18 protein-coding genes and 1 rRNA gene are annotated in these 19080 nt (G+C 73.0%); 9 read left to right on the top strand and 10 right to left on the bottom strand.

All coding sequences use genetic code 11. The features are described from left to right. Nucleotides 1-258 precede the first annotated feature (258 nt). A 5S ribosomal RNA gene (rrf, locus tag H7344_RS07850) occupies nt 259-375 on the top strand. A 100-nt stretch (nt 376-475) separates the two neighbouring features. Beyond that, entirely contained in the window at nt 476-1504 is a 1029-nt protein-coding gene (locus H7344_RS07845; RefSeq protein ID WP_186345434.1) for a tetratricopeptide repeat protein, read from the top strand. A gap of 15 nt (nt 1505-1519) precedes the next feature. On the opposite strand, the gene H7344_RS07840 is transcribed toward H7344_RS07845, so the two are convergent. Next, nucleotides 1520-2035, bottom strand: a complete 516-nt coding sequence (locus H7344_RS07840; protein ID WP_186345433.1) for a hypothetical protein — start codon at nt 2033-2035, stop codon at nt 1520-1522. A 121-nt stretch (nt 2036-2156) separates the two neighbouring features. Here H7344_RS07840 and H7344_RS07835 point away from each other — a divergent pair, with 121 nt between their 5' ends. From H7344_RS07835 to H7344_RS07825, 3 genes are all read left to right on the top strand, one after another. After that, nucleotides 2157-3017, top strand: coding sequence for a PP2C family protein-serine/threonine phosphatase (locus H7344_RS07835; RefSeq protein WP_186345432.1), 861 nt, complete (start codon nt 2157-2159; stop codon nt 3015-3017). A gap of 19 nt (nt 3018-3036) precedes the next feature. Continuing rightward, the gene (locus H7344_RS07830) at nt 3037-3963 is read left to right on the top strand and encodes an alpha/beta fold hydrolase (RefSeq protein WP_186345431.1); all 927 of its coding nucleotides are present in this window, start codon (nt 3037-3039) and stop codon (nt 3961-3963) included. A gap of 159 nt (nt 3964-4122) precedes the next feature. Continuing rightward, nucleotides 4123-4641, top strand: coding sequence for a DUF3145 domain-containing protein (locus tag H7344_RS07825; RefSeq protein WP_166196528.1), 519 nt, complete (start codon nt 4123-4125; stop codon nt 4639-4641). 17 nt (nt 4642-4658) lie between these two features. On the opposite strand, the gene H7344_RS07820 is transcribed toward H7344_RS07825, so the two are convergent. From H7344_RS07820 to H7344_RS07785, 8 genes are all read right to left on the bottom strand, one after another. Further along, nucleotides 4659-5054, bottom strand: coding sequence for a hypothetical protein (locus H7344_RS07820; RefSeq protein ID WP_186345430.1), 396 nt, complete (start codon nt 5052-5054; stop codon nt 4659-4661). Nucleotides 5055-5183: 129 nt separating this feature from the next. Next, a complete protein-coding gene (locus H7344_RS07815) occupies nt 5184-5639 on the bottom strand; it encodes a hypothetical protein (protein ID WP_186345429.1) in 456 nt (151 codons plus the stop codon). A gap of 61 nt (nt 5640-5700) precedes the next feature. Continuing rightward, on the bottom strand, nt 5701-7140 hold the full coding sequence (locus H7344_RS07810; protein ID WP_186345428.1) for an acyl-CoA carboxylase subunit beta: 1440 nt from the start codon (nt 7138-7140) through the stop codon (nt 5701-5703). Further along, a complete protein-coding gene (locus H7344_RS07805) occupies nt 7140-8387 on the bottom strand; it encodes a beta-ketoacyl-[acyl-carrier-protein] synthase family protein (protein WP_186345427.1) in 1248 nt (415 codons plus the stop codon). The genes H7344_RS07810 and H7344_RS07805 overlap by 1 nt, the downstream gene beginning before the upstream one ends. Before the next feature lie 62 nt (nt 8388-8449). Continuing rightward, nucleotides 8450-8695: an acyl carrier protein gene (locus tag H7344_RS07800; protein ID WP_154616258.1), complete on the bottom strand. Its 246-nt coding sequence runs from the start codon at nt 8693-8695 to the stop codon at nt 8450-8452. Nucleotides 8696-8730: 35 nt separating this feature from the next. Next, entirely contained in the window at nt 8731-9735 is a 1005-nt protein-coding gene (locus H7344_RS07795; protein ID WP_186345426.1) for a beta-ketoacyl-ACP synthase III, read from the bottom strand. Nucleotide 9736: 1 nt separating this feature from the next. Then, nucleotides 9737-10921 carry an acyltransferase domain-containing protein gene (locus H7344_RS07790; protein ID WP_186345425.1) on the bottom strand — a complete coding sequence of 395 codons (1185 nt, stop codon included), beginning with the start codon at nt 10919-10921 and terminating at the stop codon, nt 9737-9739. A 112-nt stretch (nt 10922-11033) separates the two neighbouring features. Continuing rightward, nucleotides 11034-12224, bottom strand: a complete 1191-nt coding sequence (locus H7344_RS07785; RefSeq protein WP_229707051.1) for a PucR family transcriptional regulator — start codon at nt 12222-12224, stop codon at nt 11034-11036. A 144-nt stretch (nt 12225-12368) separates the two neighbouring features. On the opposite strand from H7344_RS07785, the gene H7344_RS07780 reads away from it, so the two are divergent. Then, a complete protein-coding gene (locus H7344_RS07780; RefSeq protein ID WP_186345424.1) occupies nt 12369-13319 on the top strand; it encodes an alpha/beta fold hydrolase in 951 nt (316 codons plus the stop codon). 72 nt (nt 13320-13391) lie between these two features. On the opposite strand, the gene aceE is transcribed toward H7344_RS07780, so the two are convergent. Further along, a complete protein-coding gene (gene aceE, locus H7344_RS07775; RefSeq protein ID WP_229707086.1) occupies nt 13392-16130 on the bottom strand; it encodes a pyruvate dehydrogenase (acetyl-transferring), homodimeric type in 2739 nt (912 codons plus the stop codon). Here aceE and H7344_RS21365 point away from each other — a divergent pair. Genes H7344_RS21365 through H7344_RS07760 form a run of 3 tightly spaced genes read left to right on the top strand, consistent with a single transcriptional unit; the run spans nt 16093 to nt 18939 of the window. Continuing rightward, nucleotides 16093-16833: a DUF3052 domain-containing protein gene (locus H7344_RS21365; RefSeq protein ID WP_373286519.1), complete on the top strand. Its 741-nt coding sequence runs from the start codon at nt 16093-16095 to the stop codon at nt 16831-16833. The genes aceE and H7344_RS21365 overlap by 38 nt on opposite strands. A gap of 10 nt (nt 16834-16843) precedes the next feature. After that, complete coding sequence (locus H7344_RS07765; RefSeq protein ID WP_186345423.1) at nt 16844-18478, top strand: AMP-binding protein; 1635 nt, start codon at nt 16844-16846, stop codon at nt 18476-18478. Then, entirely contained in the window at nt 18475-18939 is a 465-nt protein-coding gene (locus H7344_RS07760; RefSeq protein ID WP_186345422.1) for a peroxiredoxin, read from the top strand. The genes H7344_RS07765 and H7344_RS07760 overlap by 4 nt, the downstream gene beginning before the upstream one ends. Nucleotides 18940-19080 lie beyond the last annotated feature (141 nt).

The raw sequence follows: 19080 nt of genomic DNA, 5'->3' as shown, positions 1-19080 counted from the left end.
GGAGGTGTACAGCAGTAATGCCTAGCCGACCGGTACTAATAGGCCGAGGGCTTGTCCCACAACCACTCAACCAAGACAACAACCACCCATGGTGTTGCAAGCAGAGTGCTCGCGTCCACGAATCCAGAACACACCCAACAGGGTGCGCACGTCCGTCCAGCGGACGCAGGCGCACCGCGACAGGTGAATAGAGGCTTGGAACACACCACCCGCCCGGCGCACAGCGCCACGGTCGCGGGGAGTGTGGACCGCTAGAGTTACGGCGGCCATAGCGAGAGGGAAACACCCGGTCCCATCCCGAACCCGGAAGTTAAGCCTTTCAGCGCCGATGGTACTGCAACCGCGAGGTTGTGGGAGAGTAGGACGCCGCCGGACATACACTTCGTAGAGGCCACCGCAAGGTGGCCTCTACGTGTTTGTGCAGCAGATCTACGGTGGAACGGTCCCGTCGGACCAGGAAGTGCAGAGGTGAACCGTGGCCGAGGAGCGTCGCAACCAGCGTCCGTCCCAGGGGGCGGGCGGCGGGAGCCGGTCCGGTGGGCCCCGTGGCGGCAAGCCGACCGGGGGTGGCCGTGGCCGTCCCGACAAGCCCGGTTCCGGGCGCCCCGAGAAGGGTGCCGGCGCCGGACGTTCGTCCCGGTCGAGCGAGCGGTCGGAGCGGTTCGACCCGCGCAGCGACGACCGGCGTGACCGGCGCAGCGGCAGCCGGCCGGAGCGCGGGGACCGCCCGGAGCGTGGCGGTCGGCCCGACCGCGGCGGTCGCTCGTCGGACTGGAAGCGTCCGGCTGACAAGCAGGCTGACCGCACCGCCGAGCAGGCACGCTACGACGGTCCCGACCTGCCGGCGGACATCACCGGCAAGGAGCTCGACCGCGCCATCACCGCACAGCTCAAGGGCATGCCCGAGAAGCTCGCGGCGCGGGTCGCCCGGCACCTGGCCGCAGCCGGCTCGCTGATCGACACCGACCCGGAGACCGCCTACCAGCACACGCTGGCTGCCCGGTCGCGTGCACCTCGGCTCGCCGTCGTGCGCGAGGCGGCCGGCGAGGCGGCGTACGCCGCCGGTCACTACGCCGAGGCGCTCGCCGAGCTGCGGGCGGCCAAGCGGATGAACGGCTCTCCGGCCTACCTGCCGATCATGGCCGACTGCCACCGCGCCCTCGGCAACCCGGACCAGTCGTTGAAGCTCGCCAAGAGCCCGTCGGTCGCGAACTTCGCGCCGGAGGCCAAGGCGGAGATGACGATCGTCGAGGCGGGTGCCCGCCGCGACATGGGTCAGCTCGACGCCGCCCTGCGCACGCTGGAGCTCGCGCCGCTGACGTCGAAGACCCGCGCGTCGTGGGTGGTGCGGCTGCGCTACACGTACGCCGACACCCTCGAGGCCGCCGGCCGACTGACCGACGCCCTGGCGTGGTTCCACCGCACGCACGCCATCGACAGCGACGAGATCACCGACGCCGCGGACCGCGCCGAGGCGCTCGAGAAGCGGATCCCGCAGGACTGACCGGTGGGGTGTCCCTCAGCGGCCCAGCACGGTGACGATGGCGTTCTCGACGCCCGCCTGCTGGGTCGCCGCGCGGATGCCGTCCTGGTAGCCGATCCGCACCCGGTCGAGCACCACGACGGCCGGCACGTCCGCTTTCACCTCGACCACGACCGAGTCGCCGGGCTCGAGGCGCTCGCCGGCCGGGGTCACGAGCTCGCGGCAGAACGCCTCGGGGTCGGAGGTGACGACGAGCGACCCGCCCTTGCAGAGCAGGGGAGCGACCTGGACCTCGGTGTTCGCGGTCGCGTGCACCTTGACCCCGTCGACGCTCAGCGTGCGGTCGGACGGAGCGGCGTACATGCCGACGTACACCGGTGTGTCCACCGGGGTGGATGCGTGGCGGGTGTCGACCGAGGTGGCCAGGGCCGGTGGGTGCGCGGAGTACCACGCCACGACGACGGCCAGGGCCAGGACCAGCGCCCCGACCACGGCCCACCGGACCGCCCGTCGACGAGCGCTGACCTCGAGCGGCGCCGCGGCGGTGGTCATGGCGAGAGAGTAGGGCACGCCACACCGCGCTTGCGGACGTTCCGCGTCGGGTACCCCGTGGTCGTCCTTGACCCGGTCGTCGGCGGACTGTTCACTGCCCCGGAGTCGTGAGGAGGAACGGATGCTGCGCTTCTCGGGCGCCGGGGCGAGCCATGTCGGCCACGTGCGCGAGCACAACGAGGACTCGGGGTTCGTGGCCGCGCACGTCGGACTCGTGGCCGACGGGGTCGGGGGCGCCGCCGCCGGTGAGATCGCCTCGGCCACCGTCGCCGCCGCGGTCGTCGATGCGTCGGCCGCGATCGCCGCCGCCGGCGCGCCCGCCGAGGTGGCCGGCACGCTCGAGGAGGTGCTCGCGGTCGGCACGGACCGCGGTCGGTCGGGCATCAGGCGCGCCATCCAGCACGACCTCAGGCGCCTCGGCATGGCCACGACGCTCACGGTGCTGCTCTGCGACGGCGAGCGGGTCGTGCTCGGCCACGTCGGCGACTCGCGCGCCTACCGCCTGCGCGACGGGACGCTGACCCAGCTCTCGACCGATCACACCTACGTCGCCCACCTGGTCGCGTCCGGCCAGCTGGGCCGCGACGCCGTCGCTCGCCACCCGTGGCGCAACGTGGTGCTGCGCTCGGTGGACGGCGACCCGGCCGACCAGGGCGTCGACCTCGTCCCCGTCGACGCGTTGGCGGGGGACCGGTTCCTCGTCTGCAGCGACGGGCTCACCGACCTCGTCGGCGACGAGGACATCGCCGCGCTGCTCGGCGCGGGCACCCCCGCTGCCGTGACCGCCGCGCTCGTCGACGCCGCGCTCGCGGCAGGCGGCCGGGACAACGTCACCTGCGTCGTGCTCGACCTGGTGGCCGACCACCTTGCGACCGACGGCAGGGCAGACCCGGGCACGGTGCTCGGCGCCCTGGCCGACCCGGCGAACATCGTCGACCCGGGCCCGTCCCGGATCGTGCGGGGCCCGGCCGCCACGGCGTGACCCGTGGCACACTCCCGCTGTGACGGACATCGAGCGGCCCGGCCTCGAGGGCACGGTGGCGGTCCGCGGCGGGCGACGACTCAGCTTCGCGGAGTACGGCGCCCCGCGCGGCCCGGCGATCATCTGGATGCACGGCACCCCGGGTGGTCGGCGGCAGATCCCGCTCGAGGCGCGCGCGTTCGCCGACGCCCGCGGGGTGCGGATCATCGGCATCGACCGGCCGGGGATCGGCACGTCGACGCCGTACCTCTATCCCGACGTCGCGGACTGGACGCGCGACCTGGCGATCCTCCTCGACACGCTGGCGGTCGACACGCTGCGGCTCGTCGGCCTCTCCGGCGGGGCGCCGTACGTCCTGGCCGCCGGCGCCGCGATGCCGGACCGCGTGCACGGCGTCGGCGTGCTCGGCGGCGTCGCCCCCACCGTGGGGCCCGACGCCGCCCCGGGCGGCCCCATCCAGCTCGCCGTGCGGCTGGCCCCGCTCATCGCCGCGACCCGGGTGCCGCTCGGGTTCGGCCTGACCCAGCTGATCCGGGTGGTGCGGCCGATCGCCGGCAGCTTCCTGGACCTCTACGCCGCCGTGCAACCGGAGGGGGACCGACGGCTGCTAGGGCGCCCGGAGTTCAAGGCGATGTTCGTCGACGACCTGCTCAACGGCAGCCGCTTCCAGACCTCCGCGCCGCTGGCCGACCTGGTGCTGTTCACCCGAGACTGGGGCTTCCGGCTGGCCGACGTCGGCGTGCCCGTGCGCTGGTGGCACGGCGACGCCGACCACATCGTGCCCTTCCGGCACGGCGAGCACGTGGTCGACCGGTTGCCGGACGCCACGATCACCGCGATCGACGGTGAGAGCCACCTCGGTGGCCTGGGGATCGCCGAGGAGGTGCTGGGCACCGTGCTGGGCCTCGGTCCGCGCCGCCCGGTGGCCGCCACTGGGGGTTCCTGAGCCGACGCGCGACCCGCGCCTGGTCCGTACCGCTGGTGCTCAGGCCCTTTGTGGGTAACAATGGGAGCACAACTACATCGTTGTCATCTTCGACTGACTTCGACCGACACGAGACCGCTGGGGAAGGCGTAGCTCGCGCCGAGGAAGAAGGAGGTCACGGTGACCGCACGCACTGCTACCCGCACCGCGACGAGGGGCGTCCTGTACGTCCACTCAGCGCCGTCCGCGCTGTGCCCGCACATCGAGTGGGCCGTCGGTGGTGTGCTGGGTGCTGCCGTCAACGCCGACTGGACTCCCCAGCCGGCGCAGGCAGGCACCTACCGCGCCGAGCTGTCCTGGACCGGCGCGCCAGGATCGGCCGCCGCCATCGCCTCGGCGCTGCGCGGGTGGAACCACCTGCGCTTCGAGGTGACCGAGGAGCCGACCTCCGGCACCGAGGGCGCTCGCTACTCCTACACGCCCGAGCTCGGCGTCTTCCACGCCGTGACCGGCCTCCACGGCGACATCATGATCCCCGAGGACCGGCTGAAGGCCGCCGTCGTCAAGGCGGCCCTCGGCGACACGACGCTGCTGGTCGAGATCGACAAGCTGCTCGGCAAGCCCTGGGACGACGAGCTCGAGACGTTCCGCCACGCCGGCGACGGCGCGCCGGTCCGCTGGCTGCACCAGGTCGTCTGACCCAGCCGGGCTGAGCGTCAGCGCTTCCGGGAGAGCCGGAAGGTCGACGGCTTCACCCAGCCCTTGTGGATCTCGGTGAGGCTCGTCTGCCAGGTCACTCGCATCTTGATCGTGAACTTCCCCGGCACGGTCGAGGCGTGGCAGATCGTCCAGCTCGACTGACCCCTCGCGGGGTCGGCGTCGACGTCGAAGGCGCCCGAGGCGAGCTTCTCGCCGGTCGGGTCGACCAGGAAGGTCTCGGCCGCCCAGTCGTCGGAGGGCGGGTCGATGACGTAGTGGTAGTTGTACTGGTGGCAGCCGTTGCGCAGCTTCCGGTCGGGCGCGCCGGTCTTCCCCCAGTCGCGGTGGTCGTACGCCGCCGCCGGCTCGAGCGCACCCCCGAGACCGAGCACGAGCGTGGCGAGCAGGGCCACGGGCGGGAGCGACCTCGCGGGCGGGCGTGGCATGAGGGACCTCCGGCTGGACGGTGGCTGTCGTTGCCGGGTCCAACGCGGACGGTCAGGGCCGGGTTACGCCGGCGGTGTCAGCAGCAGGTCACCGCGTCAGCGCCGGCGCAGCCGGAAGTGGCTGTTGGGCAGGCGGCGCTCGTCCTCCGCCCACCCGTCCCAGGAGGACACCTTCGCCCGGATCGTGAAGCGGCCCGGCTTGGTCGACGGGCCGCAGACCCGGAACCAGCGCTTGCCGCGGGTCTCCTCGCTGTCGCTGAGGAGGTACGCCGAGGCGATCTTGTCGCCGCGCGGGTCCTTGATGACCAGGTCGACCTCCCAGTCGTCGGTGGGGAGGGTCAGCCTGTAGCGGTAGACGTACTTCTTGCAGCCCTTGGCCAGGACCGCGTTCGGCGCGGCGGTCTTGCCCCAGGACGGCTCGACGGGGAGCGGGGCGGCGACGGCGGGCGCCGCACCCAGGACGAGGGCCCCGGGGAGGACGAGCGCTGCGAGCAGGATCCGGACGAGCGGGGCGAGCAGCAGGCGGACGAGGGCGCGGCTGGGTCCGAGCATGGGCCCATCATCCCCCAGACGTGGTGAGCACCACACCCGGCTCGTGCCGGGCGGTGCGCGCTCAGAGCGGGATGTTCCCGTGCACGCCGTGCCGGACGCCCTCGGCCTGCACCGCGGCGTCGATCGCCCGGGCCAGGGCGGAGCGGGTGACGGCGGGGTCGACGACCTCGTCGACGACGCCGATCTCGACCGCCTTGTCGACGCCCCCGGCGAGCCGCTCGTGCTCGGCGGCCAGCTCGGCCTCGACCTGCGGCCGGATCTCGGGGGCGACCTCGGCCAGCCGTCGGCGGTGCAGCACGCGGATCGCCGCGACGGCGCCCATCACGGCCACCTCGGCGCCGGGCCAGGCGAAGACCTTCGTCGCGCCGAGCGACCGGGAGTTCATCGCGATGTAGGCGCCGCCGTAGGTCTTGCGGGTCACCAGCGTCACCCGCGGGACCACGCACTCGCCGAACGCGTGCAGCAGCTTCGCGCCACGGCGTACGACGCCGTCCCACTCCTGGCCGACGCCGGGCAGGTAGCCGGGCACGTCCACGAGGACGACCAGCGGCACACCCAGCGCGTCGCACATCCGGACGAAGCGGCTGGCCTTCTCCGCCGAGAGCGAGTCGAGGCAGCCGCCGAGGCGCAACGGGTTGTTGGCCACGACCCCGACGGTCCGGCCGCCGAGGCGACCCAGCGCAGTGACGATGTTGGGCGCCCACTTCGCGTGCAGCTCCAGCACGGTGCCCTCGTCGAGGACGCCCTCGACCAGCGGGTGCACGTCGTACGCCCGCCGGCGCGACTCGGGCAGCAGCGCCTCGAGGTCGCGGTCCTCGACGTCGTCGACGCGCAGGCTGCCCTGGGCGCCCAGGAGGCTCGCGACCTCCCGGGCCCGGTCCAGCGCCTCGCGCTCGGACTCGGCGAGCACGTGGACGACGCCGGAGCGGCGCCCGTGCGGCTCGGGACCGCCGAGGCGGAGCATGTCGACGTCCTCGCCGGTGACCGAGCGGACCACGTCGGGCCCGGTGACGAAGATCCGGCCCTCGGGGCCGAGGATGACGACGTCGGTGAGGGCGGGGCCGTACGCCGCGCCGCCGGCGGCGGGGCCGAGCACCACGGAGACCTGCGGGACGCGGCCCGAGGCCTGCGTCATCACCTTGAAGATCCGGCCGACGGCGTGGAGGGAGAGCACGCCCTCGGCGAGCCGGGCGCCGCCGGAGTGCCAGAGCCCGATGATCGGCACGCCGTCGGTCATCGCGCGGTGGTAGGCGTCGACGACGACCTGGCAGCCTCGGTCGCCCATCGCGCCGCCCATGACGGTCGCGTCGGAGCAGAAGGCCACCACGCGGGCTCCGTCGACGGTGCCCACGGCGGCGACCATGCCGGAGTCGTCGTCGGCGGTGATCAGCTCGAGGGTGTCCTCGTCGAGCAGGGCCCGCAGCCGGGTCACGGGGTGGCGGGGGTCCTGCTCGCGGGGGACCTTGACCGCCGTGCGCGGCGCGGCGGGGGCCTGGGTCATCAGGCGCTCCGGAAGGCGAGGGCGACGTTGTGGCCGCCGAAGCCGAAGGAGTTGTTGAGCGCGGCGACGTCGCCGGCGGGCAGGTCGCGCACCTTGTCGGCCAGGTCGAGGCCGACGTCCTCGGGGTCCTCGAGGTTGATCGTGGGTGGCACCGTGCGGTGGTGGAGCGCGAGCACGGTCGCGACCGACTCCAGCGCACCGGCAGCGCCCAGCAAGTGGCCCGTCATCGACTTCGTCGAGGTGACGACCGCTCCGGAGGACGCGCCGCCGAGCGCGTTGCGGATCGCCAGCGCCTCGGCGACGTCGCCCTGCGGGGTCGACGTCGCGTGGGCGTTGATGTGGATGACGTCGCCGGGGGAGAGGTCGGCGTCGCGGAGCGCGAAGCGCATGGCGCGGGTGGCGCCGGCGCCGACCGGGTCGGGCTGGGCGATGTCGTGGGAGTCGGCGGTGATGCCGGCGCCGCCCGCCTCGGCGTACACGCGGGCGCCGCGGGCAGCGGCGTGCTCGGCGGACTCCAGCACCAGCGCGGCCGCGCCCTCGCCGAGGACGAAGCCGTCGCGGCCCTTGTCCCAGGGCCGGGACGCGGCGGCAGGGTCGTCGTTGCGCTTCGACAGCGCCATCATCTGGCCGAACGCCGCCATCGGCAGCGCGTGGACCGCCGCCTCGGTGCCGCCGCAGACGACGATGTCGGCGCGACCGAGCCGGATCAGGTCGATGCCGAGCGCGATCGCCTCGTTTCCGGACGCGCACGCGGAGACCGGCGTGTGCACGCCGGACTTCGCGCCGAGCGCCAGCCCGATGCCCGCGGCCGGGCCGTTGGGCATGAGCATCGGGATCGCCAGCGGGGAGACCCGGCGCGGGCCCTTGGCCAGCAGGGCGTCGTAGTTGGTGAGCAGCGTCGTGACGCCGCCGATGCCCGAGGCCATCGCGACCGAGAACCGCTCGGGGTCGACGCCGGCCTCGGCGGCGGTGCCGGAGAGCCCGGCGTCGGCCCACGCCTCGAGGGCAGCCACCATGGCCAGCTGGCCCGAGCGGTCCATCCGGCGCGCCTTGACCCGGTCCAGGGTCTCGCTGGGCTCGACCGCGACGCGCGCCGCGATCCGGGCGCCGAGCGGCTCGGCCCACTCCTCGGTGAGGGGGGCGACGCCGGAGCGGCCCTCGAGCAAGGCGGACCAGGTGGAGGGGACGTCCCCGCCGACCGGGGAGGTGGCTCCCAGGCCGGTGACGACGACGCGCGTGGCGGACATGTGGCTGCTCCTCGGGGCGGGGACGTGCGGGGCGGTGCTGCTGGGGGACCGGCCGCGGCCGGTCAGGCCGAGGCGCGCTCGATGAAGGCCACGGCGTCGCCGACGGTGCGGAGGTTCTTGACCTCGTCGTCGGGGATCGAGACGCCGAACTTCTCCTCGGCGGCGACGACGACCTCGACCATCGACAGGGAGTCGACGTCGAGGTCCTCGACGAAGGCCTTGTCGAGCTGGACGTCGGCGGCGTCGACACCGGCGACCTCGTTGACGATCTCGGCGAGGTCGGAGCGGATCTCCTCGGTGGTTGCCATGTGCGGGTTCCTCTCGGGTTGTGGGGTGGTGCGGGTCAGGGGACGGTGACGACCTGGGCGGCGTACGCCAGGCCGGCACCGAAGGCGACGAGCAGTGCGGTGTCGCCGGAGCGGGCGTCGCCGTCGGCGACCATCCGGTCCAGGGCGAGCGGGATGGACGCCGCGGAGGTGTTGCCCTGCTCGGCGATGTCACGGGCGATCCGGACGGTCGGGGGCAGCTTCATCGAGCGCGCCATCGCGTCGGTGATGCGCATGTTGGCCTGGTGCGGCACGAAGCAGTCGAGGTCGTCGACGGTGATGCCGGCCCGGTCGAGCGCCTGCTGGGCGACCTTGGCCATCGCGAAGGAGGCCCAGCGGAAGACCGCGCTGCCCTGCATCACCAGGTGCGGCATCTCCGGGGTGTCCGCGGCCAGCACGTCGCGCCAGTCGTGGCGCGAGCGGATCAGGTCGGACTGCTCGCCGTCGGACCCCCACACCACCGGGCCGATGCCGGGTACGTCGCTGGGTCCCACGACCGCGGCTCCTGCGCCGTCGGCGAAGATGAAGGCGGTACCGCGGTCGGTCATGTCGGTGATGTCGGAGAGCCGCTCCACGCCGATGACGAGCACGTGCCGGGCGCTGCCGGCCCGGACGAAGTCGGCGGCCATCGCCACGCCGTGGCAGAAGCCTGCGCAGGCGGCCGAGACGTCGAAGGCCGCGGCCTGGTCGGTGCCGAGCTCGTGGGCGACGACGGTGGCCACCGCCGGGGTCTGCACGAGGTGGCTCACCGTCGCGACCACGACGCAGTCCACCTGCTTGGCGTCGATGCCGGCGCGCTCGAGCGCCAGGCGCGAGGCGGCGACGGACATCATCGCGATCGTCTCGTCCTCGGAGGCGAACCGGCGCTCCTTGATCCCGGAGCGCTGCTGGATCCACTCGTCGGAGGAGTCGATGGCGTCGACGACCTCGGAGTTCGGCACGACCCGGCGCGGCCGGTAGGCGCCGAGGCCGAGGATGCGAGCGTGCGGAGCGCCCGTGGCGGCCCGGAGGGTGGCGGGCACCTCAGGCCACGCCCTCGGGGTGGAGCCGGACCAGCGGCTGGCCGGGGGAGACCAGGTCGCCGTCCTCGACGAGCCACTCGACGACCTGCCCGCCGTGGGCGGCGGTCACGGCGACGCGGTCCCGGAGGCTGGCGACGTCGCCGATCGGGGCGCCCGCGGCGAGCACGTCGGTGCGGGCCGCCTCGCCGGAGAGGTGGAAGGTGCCCTTGACCGGGGAGACGACCATCCGCCAGGTCGGCGAGGTCTCCATCTCCGCGGACTCTCCGTGCTCGTCGCAGAACGCGCGGGCCGCGTCGAGCTGGTCGGGGGTCTTCAGCGCGAAGGTCGCGACGCCCTTCAGCGCACGCTTGGTGATGCCGGTCAGGGTGCCGGCCGGCGGCATCTCCAGGATGCCGGTGACGCCGAGGTCGGCCATCGTCTCCAGGCACAGGTCCCAGCGGACCGGGCTCGCGATCTGCCCGACGATCCGGCGGAGCACCTCCCGGCCGTCGTGGACGACCTGGCCGTCGCGGTTGGAGATGACCCGGGTGCGCGGGTCGTGGGTGGAGACCGACCGGGCGAGCCGCTCGACGTGGTCGACGGCCGGGCGCATGTGCTCGGTGTGGAAGGCACCGGCGACGCTGAGCGGCATCAGCCGCGCCTTGGCCGGTGCGTCGTCGGCGAGCGCGGCGAGCTGCTCGAGGGTGCCGGCGGCGACGACCTGGCCGGGCCCGTTGTCGTTGGCGGCGGTGAGGCCGTGGCGGGCGAGCGCAGCGAGGACCTCGTCGCGGTCGCCGCCGAGGACGGCGGTCATGCCGGTCGGGGTCACCGCGGAGGCGTCGGCCATCGCGTTGCCGCGCTCGCGGACCAGCACCATCGCCTGCTCGGCGGTGATCGCCCGCGCGCCGGCGGCGGCGGTCAGCTCGCCCACGCTGTGGCCGGCGACCGCGCCGATCCGGGCGAACGCGTCGGCCGGGTGCGGGAAGAGCTCGAGGGCGGCGACCAGGCCGGTCGCCACCAGCAGCGGCTGGGCGATCCGGGTGTCGCGGATGGTCTCGGCGTCGGACTCGGTGCCGTGGGTGACCAGGTCGACCCCGGCCACGGTCGCGAGCCACTCGAAGCGGGAGGCGAAGGTCGGGTCCTCCAGCCAGGGCCGGAGGAAGCCGGGGGTCTGGGCGCCCTGACCGGGAGCGACGATGACGAGCACGGGTCCAGCCTGCCCGGCCGGAGGCCCTCTCCTCGCCTCGGACCCGCACGAACTCTGGCGGCCGGTCTTTGTGGGAACCCTCCAAGAACCGACGCGGCGTCGCGGGTAGCCCTCAGTCGGTGCGACCGGACTGCCGGCCGAGGACCAGCGCGATGCGCAGGACGAAGGCGTCGCGGGGACGCGTGGGGGAGTAGCCGGTCAGCGCGGTGACCTGCCGCAGCCGGTAGCGGACGGTGTTCGGGTGGACGAAGAGCGTCCGCGCGGCCCCCTCGATCGAGGACCCCTCGTCGAGGTACGTCGCCAGCGTCTCCGTCATCGTGCCGCGGGCCCTCACCAGGGGGAGGTAGACCTCCTCCACCAGGTGCCGACGAGCGTGCCCGTCGCCGGCCAGCGCCCGCTCCGGCAGCAGCTCGATGCTCTGCACCGGCCTCGGGGCACCCGGCCACCCGGCGGCGGCGCGGTGGGCGGAGACCGCCGCCCGGGCCGAGGCGTACGCCGCGGTCAGGTCGTCGGCCGCTGGTCCGACCACGACCGGCCCCTCGCCGAACCGGCCGACGACCGCCTCGGCGGCCACCCGGGGGTCGTCGACGCCCCCCAGCAGGACCACCAGCCGGTCGCCCTGCACCGCGCACAACGCCTCGAGGCCCGCGGCCCGCGCCGCACGGCGTACCTCCTCGGGCAGGTCGGTGGCGGGCGTGCCCTCGGGCACCGAGCCCAGCACCACGGCGACGTCGCCGACCGCGCCCCAGCCCAGCGCGCTGGCGCGGCTCAGGACGGACTCGTCGGCCTCCGCGCGCAGCACCGCGTCGACGACGAGCGCCTCCAGGCGCGCGTCCCAGGCGCCGCGGGTCTCGGCGGCGCGGGCGTAGACCTCCGCGGTGGCGAACGCGACCTCGCGGGCGTAGCGGAGCACCGCGGCGTGGACCAGGGGGACGTCCTCGGGGTCGAGCAGCCGGTCGACGTCGCTCTCCACGACCGCGATCGACAGGCGCACGAGGTCGACGGTCTGCTGGAGGTTGATGACGCCGGCCAGCGCGCGGGGGGCGGCGCCGAAGACCGATGCCGCCAGCTTGTTGGCGTCGGGCGCCGGCGTGCCGTCGTCGGCGCGGAACCAGTCGACGAAGCCGCGGATGCCGGCCTGCACGATCAGGCCCACCCACGAGCGGTCCTGGGCGCTCAGGTCGCGGAACCACGGCAGCTCGGCGTCCATCCGGGCGGTGGCCGCGGTGCTGAGCGCACCGGTGGCGCGCTGGAGCGCATCGGCGGTGCGCGAGCGGGGTACAGCGGGTCGACGGCTCGGCACGCCCCGAGGCTAGTCTGCGGACCAGTGACGGGGGTGGGGCGGACCGACCGATCGGAGGACGCGCACCACCCCGGTGACGCGGAATCGTGCTGCACGGCCGGGGGGCGAGTGCTCCCGCGCCGACGACGCCCACAGGAGGCCCCCGTGCCCAGCAAGCCCCACGAGGTCCAGCACGTCACCATCCACGGCCACCGCCGTGCCTTCGTGAAGGTCGGCACCGGCCCGGCGCTCCTCCTGCTGCACGGCCTCGGGTGCAGCCACACGACGTGGGAGCCGGTCATCGACCTGCTCGCCCGGCGCTACACCGTCATCGCACCGGACCTGCTGGGCCACGGGCAGTCGGACAAGCCGCGGGCCGACTACAGCCTCGGCGGGTTCGCCAACGGCATGCGCGACCTGCTCACCGTGCTCGGGATCGAGCAGGTCACCGTCGTCGGCCACAGCTTCGGCGGCGGGGTGGCGATGCAGTTCGCCTACCAGTACCCCGAGCGCACCGAGCGGCTGGTGCTCGTCGCCTCCGGTGGCCTCGGCCCCGAGGTCACGCCGGCGATCCGCGCCGTCACCACGCCCGGCTTCCACCAGGTCATGGGCGTGCTGACGCTGCCCGGCATCCGGCACGTCGGCAAGAAGGGCATGCAGCTGATGGGCGCGCTGCCCTCGCGCCACGCCCGCGACCTCGGCGAGATGGCGGAGATCTACGACTCGTTCAAGGACCCCGCCGCCCGGCACGCGATCCGGCACGTCGTTCGCGGTGTCGTGGACTGGAAGGGCCAGGTCGTCACGATGGCCGACCGGGCCTACCTGACCCAGGAGATGCCGATGGCGGTCGTGTGGGGCCGCGACGACACCGTCATCCCGGTGCAGCACGCCGGCCGCGCGGGTGAGCTCGCGCCGCGGTCGCGGGTCGAGATCATCCCCAACGCCGGGCACTTCCCGCACAAGGACCACCCCGAGCGGTTCGCCAAGCTGCTGCACGACTTCATCAAGACCAGCCAGCCGGCGTCGTACGACCGAGAGCGGGTGCGTCAGCTGCTCGTCGACGGTCGGGCCGAGCCGACGCCCATGGCCACGGTCACCGAGATCACCAGCGCCTGACGCACCCCGGACATGAACAGGGCGGTGACCACCTCGGTGGTCACCGCCCTGTGGCGTGCGGAGGAGGGGCCGTCAGGCGTCCCCGCCCTCCTGCTTCACGCCCGAGACGGCCGTGGGGTCGTCGATGCGGTAGGTCTCGAACGCCTTCTCGACCTGGGAGCGGTCGACCTGGCCGGCGTCGGCGAGGGCCTGGAGGGCCTGGACGACGACGGACTGGGCGTCGATGTGGAAGTACCGGCGGGCGGCGGGGCGGGTGTCGGCGAAGCCGAAGCCGTCCGCACCGAGCACGCGGTAGTCACCAGGGACCCAGCGGGCGATCTGCAGCGGGACGGCCCGCATGAAGTCCGAGACCGCCACGACGGGGCCCTCGACGTCGACCAGCCGCTCCTCGACGTACGACGTCCGCGGCTCCTCACCGGGGTGGAGCAGGTTCCACTCCTCGGCCGCCACGGCGTCGCGGGCCAGCTCGTTCCAGGAGGTGACCGACCAGGTGTCGGCCTGGACGCCCCACTCCTCGGCGAGCATGCGCTTGGCGTCCTCCACCCACGGCATGCCCACGCCCGAGCCCATCAGCGTGACCCGCGGGCCCTCGCCCTCGGCCTGGGAGACCTGGTGCATGCCGCGCAGGATGCCCTCGACGTCGACGTCGTCGGGCTCCTTCGGCTGGGAGACCGGCTCGTTGTAGACGGTGAGGTAGAAGATGACGTCCTCGCCGTGACCCTCGGGCCCGCCGGTGCCGTACATCCGCTCGAGCCCGGACCGCATGATGTGCGCGATCTCGTAGGCGTACGCCGGGTCGTAGTGCACGACCGCCGGGTTGGTCGCTGCGAGCAGCGGCGAGTGGCCGTCGGCGTGCTGGAGGCCCTCACCGGTCAGCGTGGTGCGACCGGCGGTGGCGCCGATGAGGAAGCCGCGCGCCAGCTGGTCGGCCATCGCCCAGATGGAGTCGCCGGTCCGCTGGAACCCGAACATCGAGTAGAAGATGTAGAACGGGATCATCGGCTCGCCGTGCGTGGCGTACGCCGAGCCGGCCGCGGTCGCGGACGCCATGGCGCCGGCCTCGGAGATGCCCTCGTGCAGCATCTGGCCCTGTGCGGACTCCTTGTAGGAGAGCAACATGTTGCGGTCGACCGACTCGTACTGCTGGCCGGCCGGGTTGTAGACCTTCGCGCTCGGGAACATCGCGTCCATGCCGAACGTGCGGTACTCGTCCGGCGCGATCGGCACGATCCGCTTGCCGATCTCGGTGTCCTTCATCCAGTCCTTCAGCAGGCGGACGACGGCCATCGTGGTCGCGACGGCGTTCTTGCCCGAGCCCTGCTTGAGCTCGGCGTAGGCCTTGTCGCCGGGCAGGGTGAGGGGCGTGGAGCGCACGACCCGCTTGGGCAGCGAGCCGCCGAGCTGGCGGCGCCGCTCGAGCATGTACTCGATCTCCGGCGCGTCGGTGCCCGGGTGGAAGAACGGCGCGGCGCCGGTCTCCTCGTAGGAGCGCTCGAGGTCGCGGTCGGAGATCGGCAGGTAGAGGCGGTCCCGGAACTTCTTGAGGTCGGCCGGGGTCAGCTTCTTCATCTGGTGGGTGGCGTTCTTGCCCTCGAGGGCGTCGATCGTCCAGCCCTTGATGGTCTTGGCCAGGATGACCGTCGGCTGCCCGACGTGCTTGGTGGCCGAGTCGAACGCGGCGTACACCTTGCGGTAGTCGTGACCGCCGCGCGGCAGCTTCTGGATCTGCTGGTCGGTCATGTGCTCGACCATCTGGCGCAGCCGCGGGTCGCTGCCGAAGAAGCTCTCCCGCACGTAGCCGCCGTCCTCGACCGAGTAGGTCTGGAAGGCGCCGTCGGGCGTGGTGTTCATCTGGTTGACGAGCACGCCGTCGACGTCGCGGGCCAGCAACGGGTCCCACTCGCGGCCCCAGACGACCTTGATGACGTTCCAGCCGGCGCCGCGGAAGGTCGACTCCAGCTCCTGGATGATCTTGCCGTTGCCGCGGACCGGGCCGTCGAGCTGCTGGAGGTTGCAGTTGATGACCCAGGTGAGGTTGTCGAGCTCCTCGCGGGCGGCCACGCCGATCGCGCCGAGCGACTCCGGCTCGGCCATCTCGCCGTCGCCGAGGAAGGCCCAGACGTGCTGCTGGCTGGTGTCCTTGATGCCGCGGTTGTGCAGGTAGCGGTTGAACCGTGCCTGGTAGATCGAGTTGATGCCGGTCAGGCCCATCGAGACGGTGGGGAACTCCCAGAAGTCCGACATCAGGCGCGGGTGGGGGTACGACGGCAGGCCGGCGCCCGGTCCGTGCTGGACCTCCTGGCGGAAGCGGTAGAGCTGCTCCTCGGTCAGCCGGCCCTCGAGGAACGCTCGGGCGTAGACGCCCGGCGAGCCGTGGCCCTGGATGTAGACCTGGTCGCCGCCGCCGGGGTGTTCCTTGCCGCGGAAGAAGTGGTTGAACCCGACCTCGTAGAGGCTGGCCGAGGACTGGTACGTCGCGATGTGCCCGCCGACCTCGAGGCCCTTGCGGTTCGCGCTCGAGACCATCACCGCGGCGTTCCAGCGGATGAAGGCGCGGATCCGCCGCTCGACCTCCTCGTCGCCGGGGAACCACGGCTCCCGCTCGGGCGGGATGGTGTTGATGTAGTCCGTGCTCCGCAGGGCGGGGACACCGACCTGCTTCTGACGGGCCCGCTCGAGCAGGCGGAGCATGACGTAGCGCGCGCGTTCGCGGCCCCGCTCGTCGACGAGTGCGTCGAAGGAGTCGAGCCAGTCGTGCGTCTCGTCCGGGTCGATGTCCGGCAGCTGGGTCGGCAGGCCCTCGTGGATCACCGAGGGGGTCGAGCCCGTGCGCGTGCCTGAGGTGGTGGGTGGTTCTCCGGTCACTCGATCATCGTTGCACGCAGGGTCGAGGGAGGGAATTTACCCGCCGGTAGCCGGGGCGGGGCGGTGCGAACGCCTCCCGACGGCGTTCCCGCAGGTCGGGACGGCTTGCGCCAGGGCCCCGACTCCGCTGGACTACTCCCCACACCGGCCGCGGAACCGCGGTCGTACCGATCGCGTCTGGAGGACCACGTTGAGCTCGACCGAGGGTGGAGGGACCACCCGGACCGGCGCCGCAAGTGCCGACCAACCCGGCAACGGACCGGCCGAACGGCTCGGGTTCACCCAGGGCATGGTCGTCCAGGAGCTCGGGTGGGACAACGACACCGACGACGACCTCCGCGTCTCCATCGAGGACACCATCGACGCCGACATGGTCGACGGTGACCACGGCAACGTCGTCGACGCCGTGATCCTGTGGTGGCGCCAGGAGGACGGCGACCTGGTCGACGGCCTCGTGGACGCGCTCACCGACCTGGTCGGCGGCGGCGTGATCTGGCTGCTCACCCCCAAGGTTGGCCGGCCGAACGCCGTCGACGCCGCGGACATCGCCGAGGCGGCGCCGATCGCCGGGCTGTCGCAGACGACGACCGCCGCCGTGAGCAAGGACTGGACCGCGACCCGCCTGGTGGCCCCCAAGACTCCCGCGTAGGTTCGCCCCCGTGCTCTCGAACCTCCTCGGCCGCGCTGCGGCCGCGGGCACCGGCGCGAAGGTGCTCGCCTCCTCGGGGATCATCCGTCCCTACCCGCCGGCGGTCCTGGTGCGCCTCGCCCGCACGGTCAAGGACTGGGGGACCGGCCCCGCCGGCGGCTTCGCCACGCTGGCCGTGCGCTTCCCCGACCGGGTCGGGCTCGTCGACGAGCTGGGCGAGCTGACCTTCGGCGAGATGCACCGGCGGTCCAACGCCCTGGCGCGGGCGCTGCAGGCGCGCGGTGTGGGTGAGGGCGACGGGGTCGCGCTCATGTGCCGCAACCACCGCGGCTTCGTCGACACCACGGTCGCGGCCGCCAAGCTCGGCGCCGACCTGCTCTACCTGAACACCGCGTTCGCCGGCCCGCAGCTCGTCGACGTGCTGGAGCGGGAGAAGCCGACCGTCGTCGTGCACGACGAGGAGTTCACCGAGCTTCTCGCGGACGCCGACGTCGAGCAGCGGGTGCTGGCCTGGATCGACGGCGACGGGAGCGACGGCGCCGGGGACGACGGCGTACCCACGCTCGAGGGGCTCATCGACGGTGAGGACGACGCGGACCTCGACCCGCCGGACCGCCACGGGCGGATCATCATCCTGACCTCCGGCACGACCGGGACGCCGAAGGGCGCGCCCCGCAACGAGGCCGGCATCGACGCCGCGATCTCGCTGCTGTCCCGGATGCCGCTGCGGCACGGGTGGCGCACCCACATCGCCGCGCCGCTCTTCCACACGTGGGGCTTCGCCCACCTGGCGCTCGCGATGCTGCTGGGGTCGACGATCGTGCTCAAGCGCCGATTCGACCCCGAGGACTGCCTGCGGACCGTCGAGGAGCACCGGTGCGACTCGCTGGCGGTGATCCCGGTGTTCCTCCAGCGGATCCTCGGGCTCGAGGAGGACGTCCTGCAGCGGCACTCGCTGGACACCGTCAAGGTCGTCGCCTCGTCCGGCTCGGCGCTGCCCGGCGACCTCGCGGTCACCTGGATGGACCACTTCGGCGACAACCTCTACAACATCTACGGCTCGACCGAGGTCGCCTACGCCTCCATCGCCACCCCCGTCGACCTGCGCGAGGCGCCAGGCTCCGCCGGCATGCCGCCGTGGGGCACGACCGTCAAGGTGTACGACGAGGAGGACCGCGAGGTGCCGCAGGGCGGCTCGGGCCGGATCTTCGTCGGCAACAGCCTGCTCTTCGAGGGCTACACCGGCGGCGGCGGCAAGGACATGATCGACGGGCTGATGGCGACCGGGGACGTCGGCCGCATCGGCGACGACGGCCGGCTCTACGTCGAGGGCCGCGACGACGAGATGATCGTCTCCGGCGGCGAGAACGTCTTCCCCAAGGAGGTCGAGGACTGCCTCGCCCGGCACGAAGCCGTCGTCGACGTCGCTGCCGTCGGGATCGACGACCCCGACTACGGCAAGCGGCTGCGCGCCTTCGTCGTGCTGCGCGACGGCGCGTCGGCCGACGAGGACGAGCTGAAGGGCTGGGTCAAGCAGAACCTCGCCCGCTACAAGATCCCCAAGGAGATCGTGTTCCTCGACGAGCTGCCCCGCAACGCCACCGGCAAGGTGCTCAAGCGCGAGCTGAAGGACCACGACGAGTGAGCGGACTGCAGCTCGGGGGCGAGGCTCCCGACTTCACGCTGCGCGACCAGTTCGGCCAGGACGTCACGCTGTCGTCGTACCGCGGGACCAAGGCCGTCGCGATCCTCTTCTTCCCCTTCGCGTTCTCGGGGGTGTGCACCGGCGAGCTGACAGCCGTGCGCGACCGGCTGGCGGAGTTCCTCACCTTCGACACCGAGGTGCTGGCCGTCTCCTGCGACCCGATGTTCTCCCTGCGGTCCTTCGCCGACGCCGACGGGCTGAACTTCCCGCTGCTCTCGGACTTCTGGCCGCACGGCGAGGTGGCCCGGGCCTACGACGTCTTCAACGAGGCGACCGGTGCGCCGCGGCGCTCGTCGTACGTGGTGGACCGGCAGGGCGTGCTGCGCTGGTCGGTGCACAACCCCACCTCCGAGGGCCGCGACCTCGACGAGCACCTGCGGCAGCTGACCGCGCACGTCTAGACCGCCGGGCCCGAATTCGGGGGTCGCCCGGACGGGCGTCGGAGGTGGCGAGTAGAGTTCTGCTCGTTGAACCGCTGGTGACCCGAGACGCCAGCGGTTCAACTTCCATTTACGGCCCTTTTCGTGAGGCCGACCGCCACC

This window comes from Nocardioides deserti, from assembly GCF_014266025.1.
GTDB classification, from domain to species: domain Bacteria; phylum Actinomycetota; class Actinomycetes; order Propionibacteriales; family Nocardioidaceae; genus Nocardioides; species Nocardioides deserti.
The sequence above is the reverse complement of the archived record's forward strand: the minus strand, read 5'-3'. Positions and strand labels throughout refer to the sequence as shown.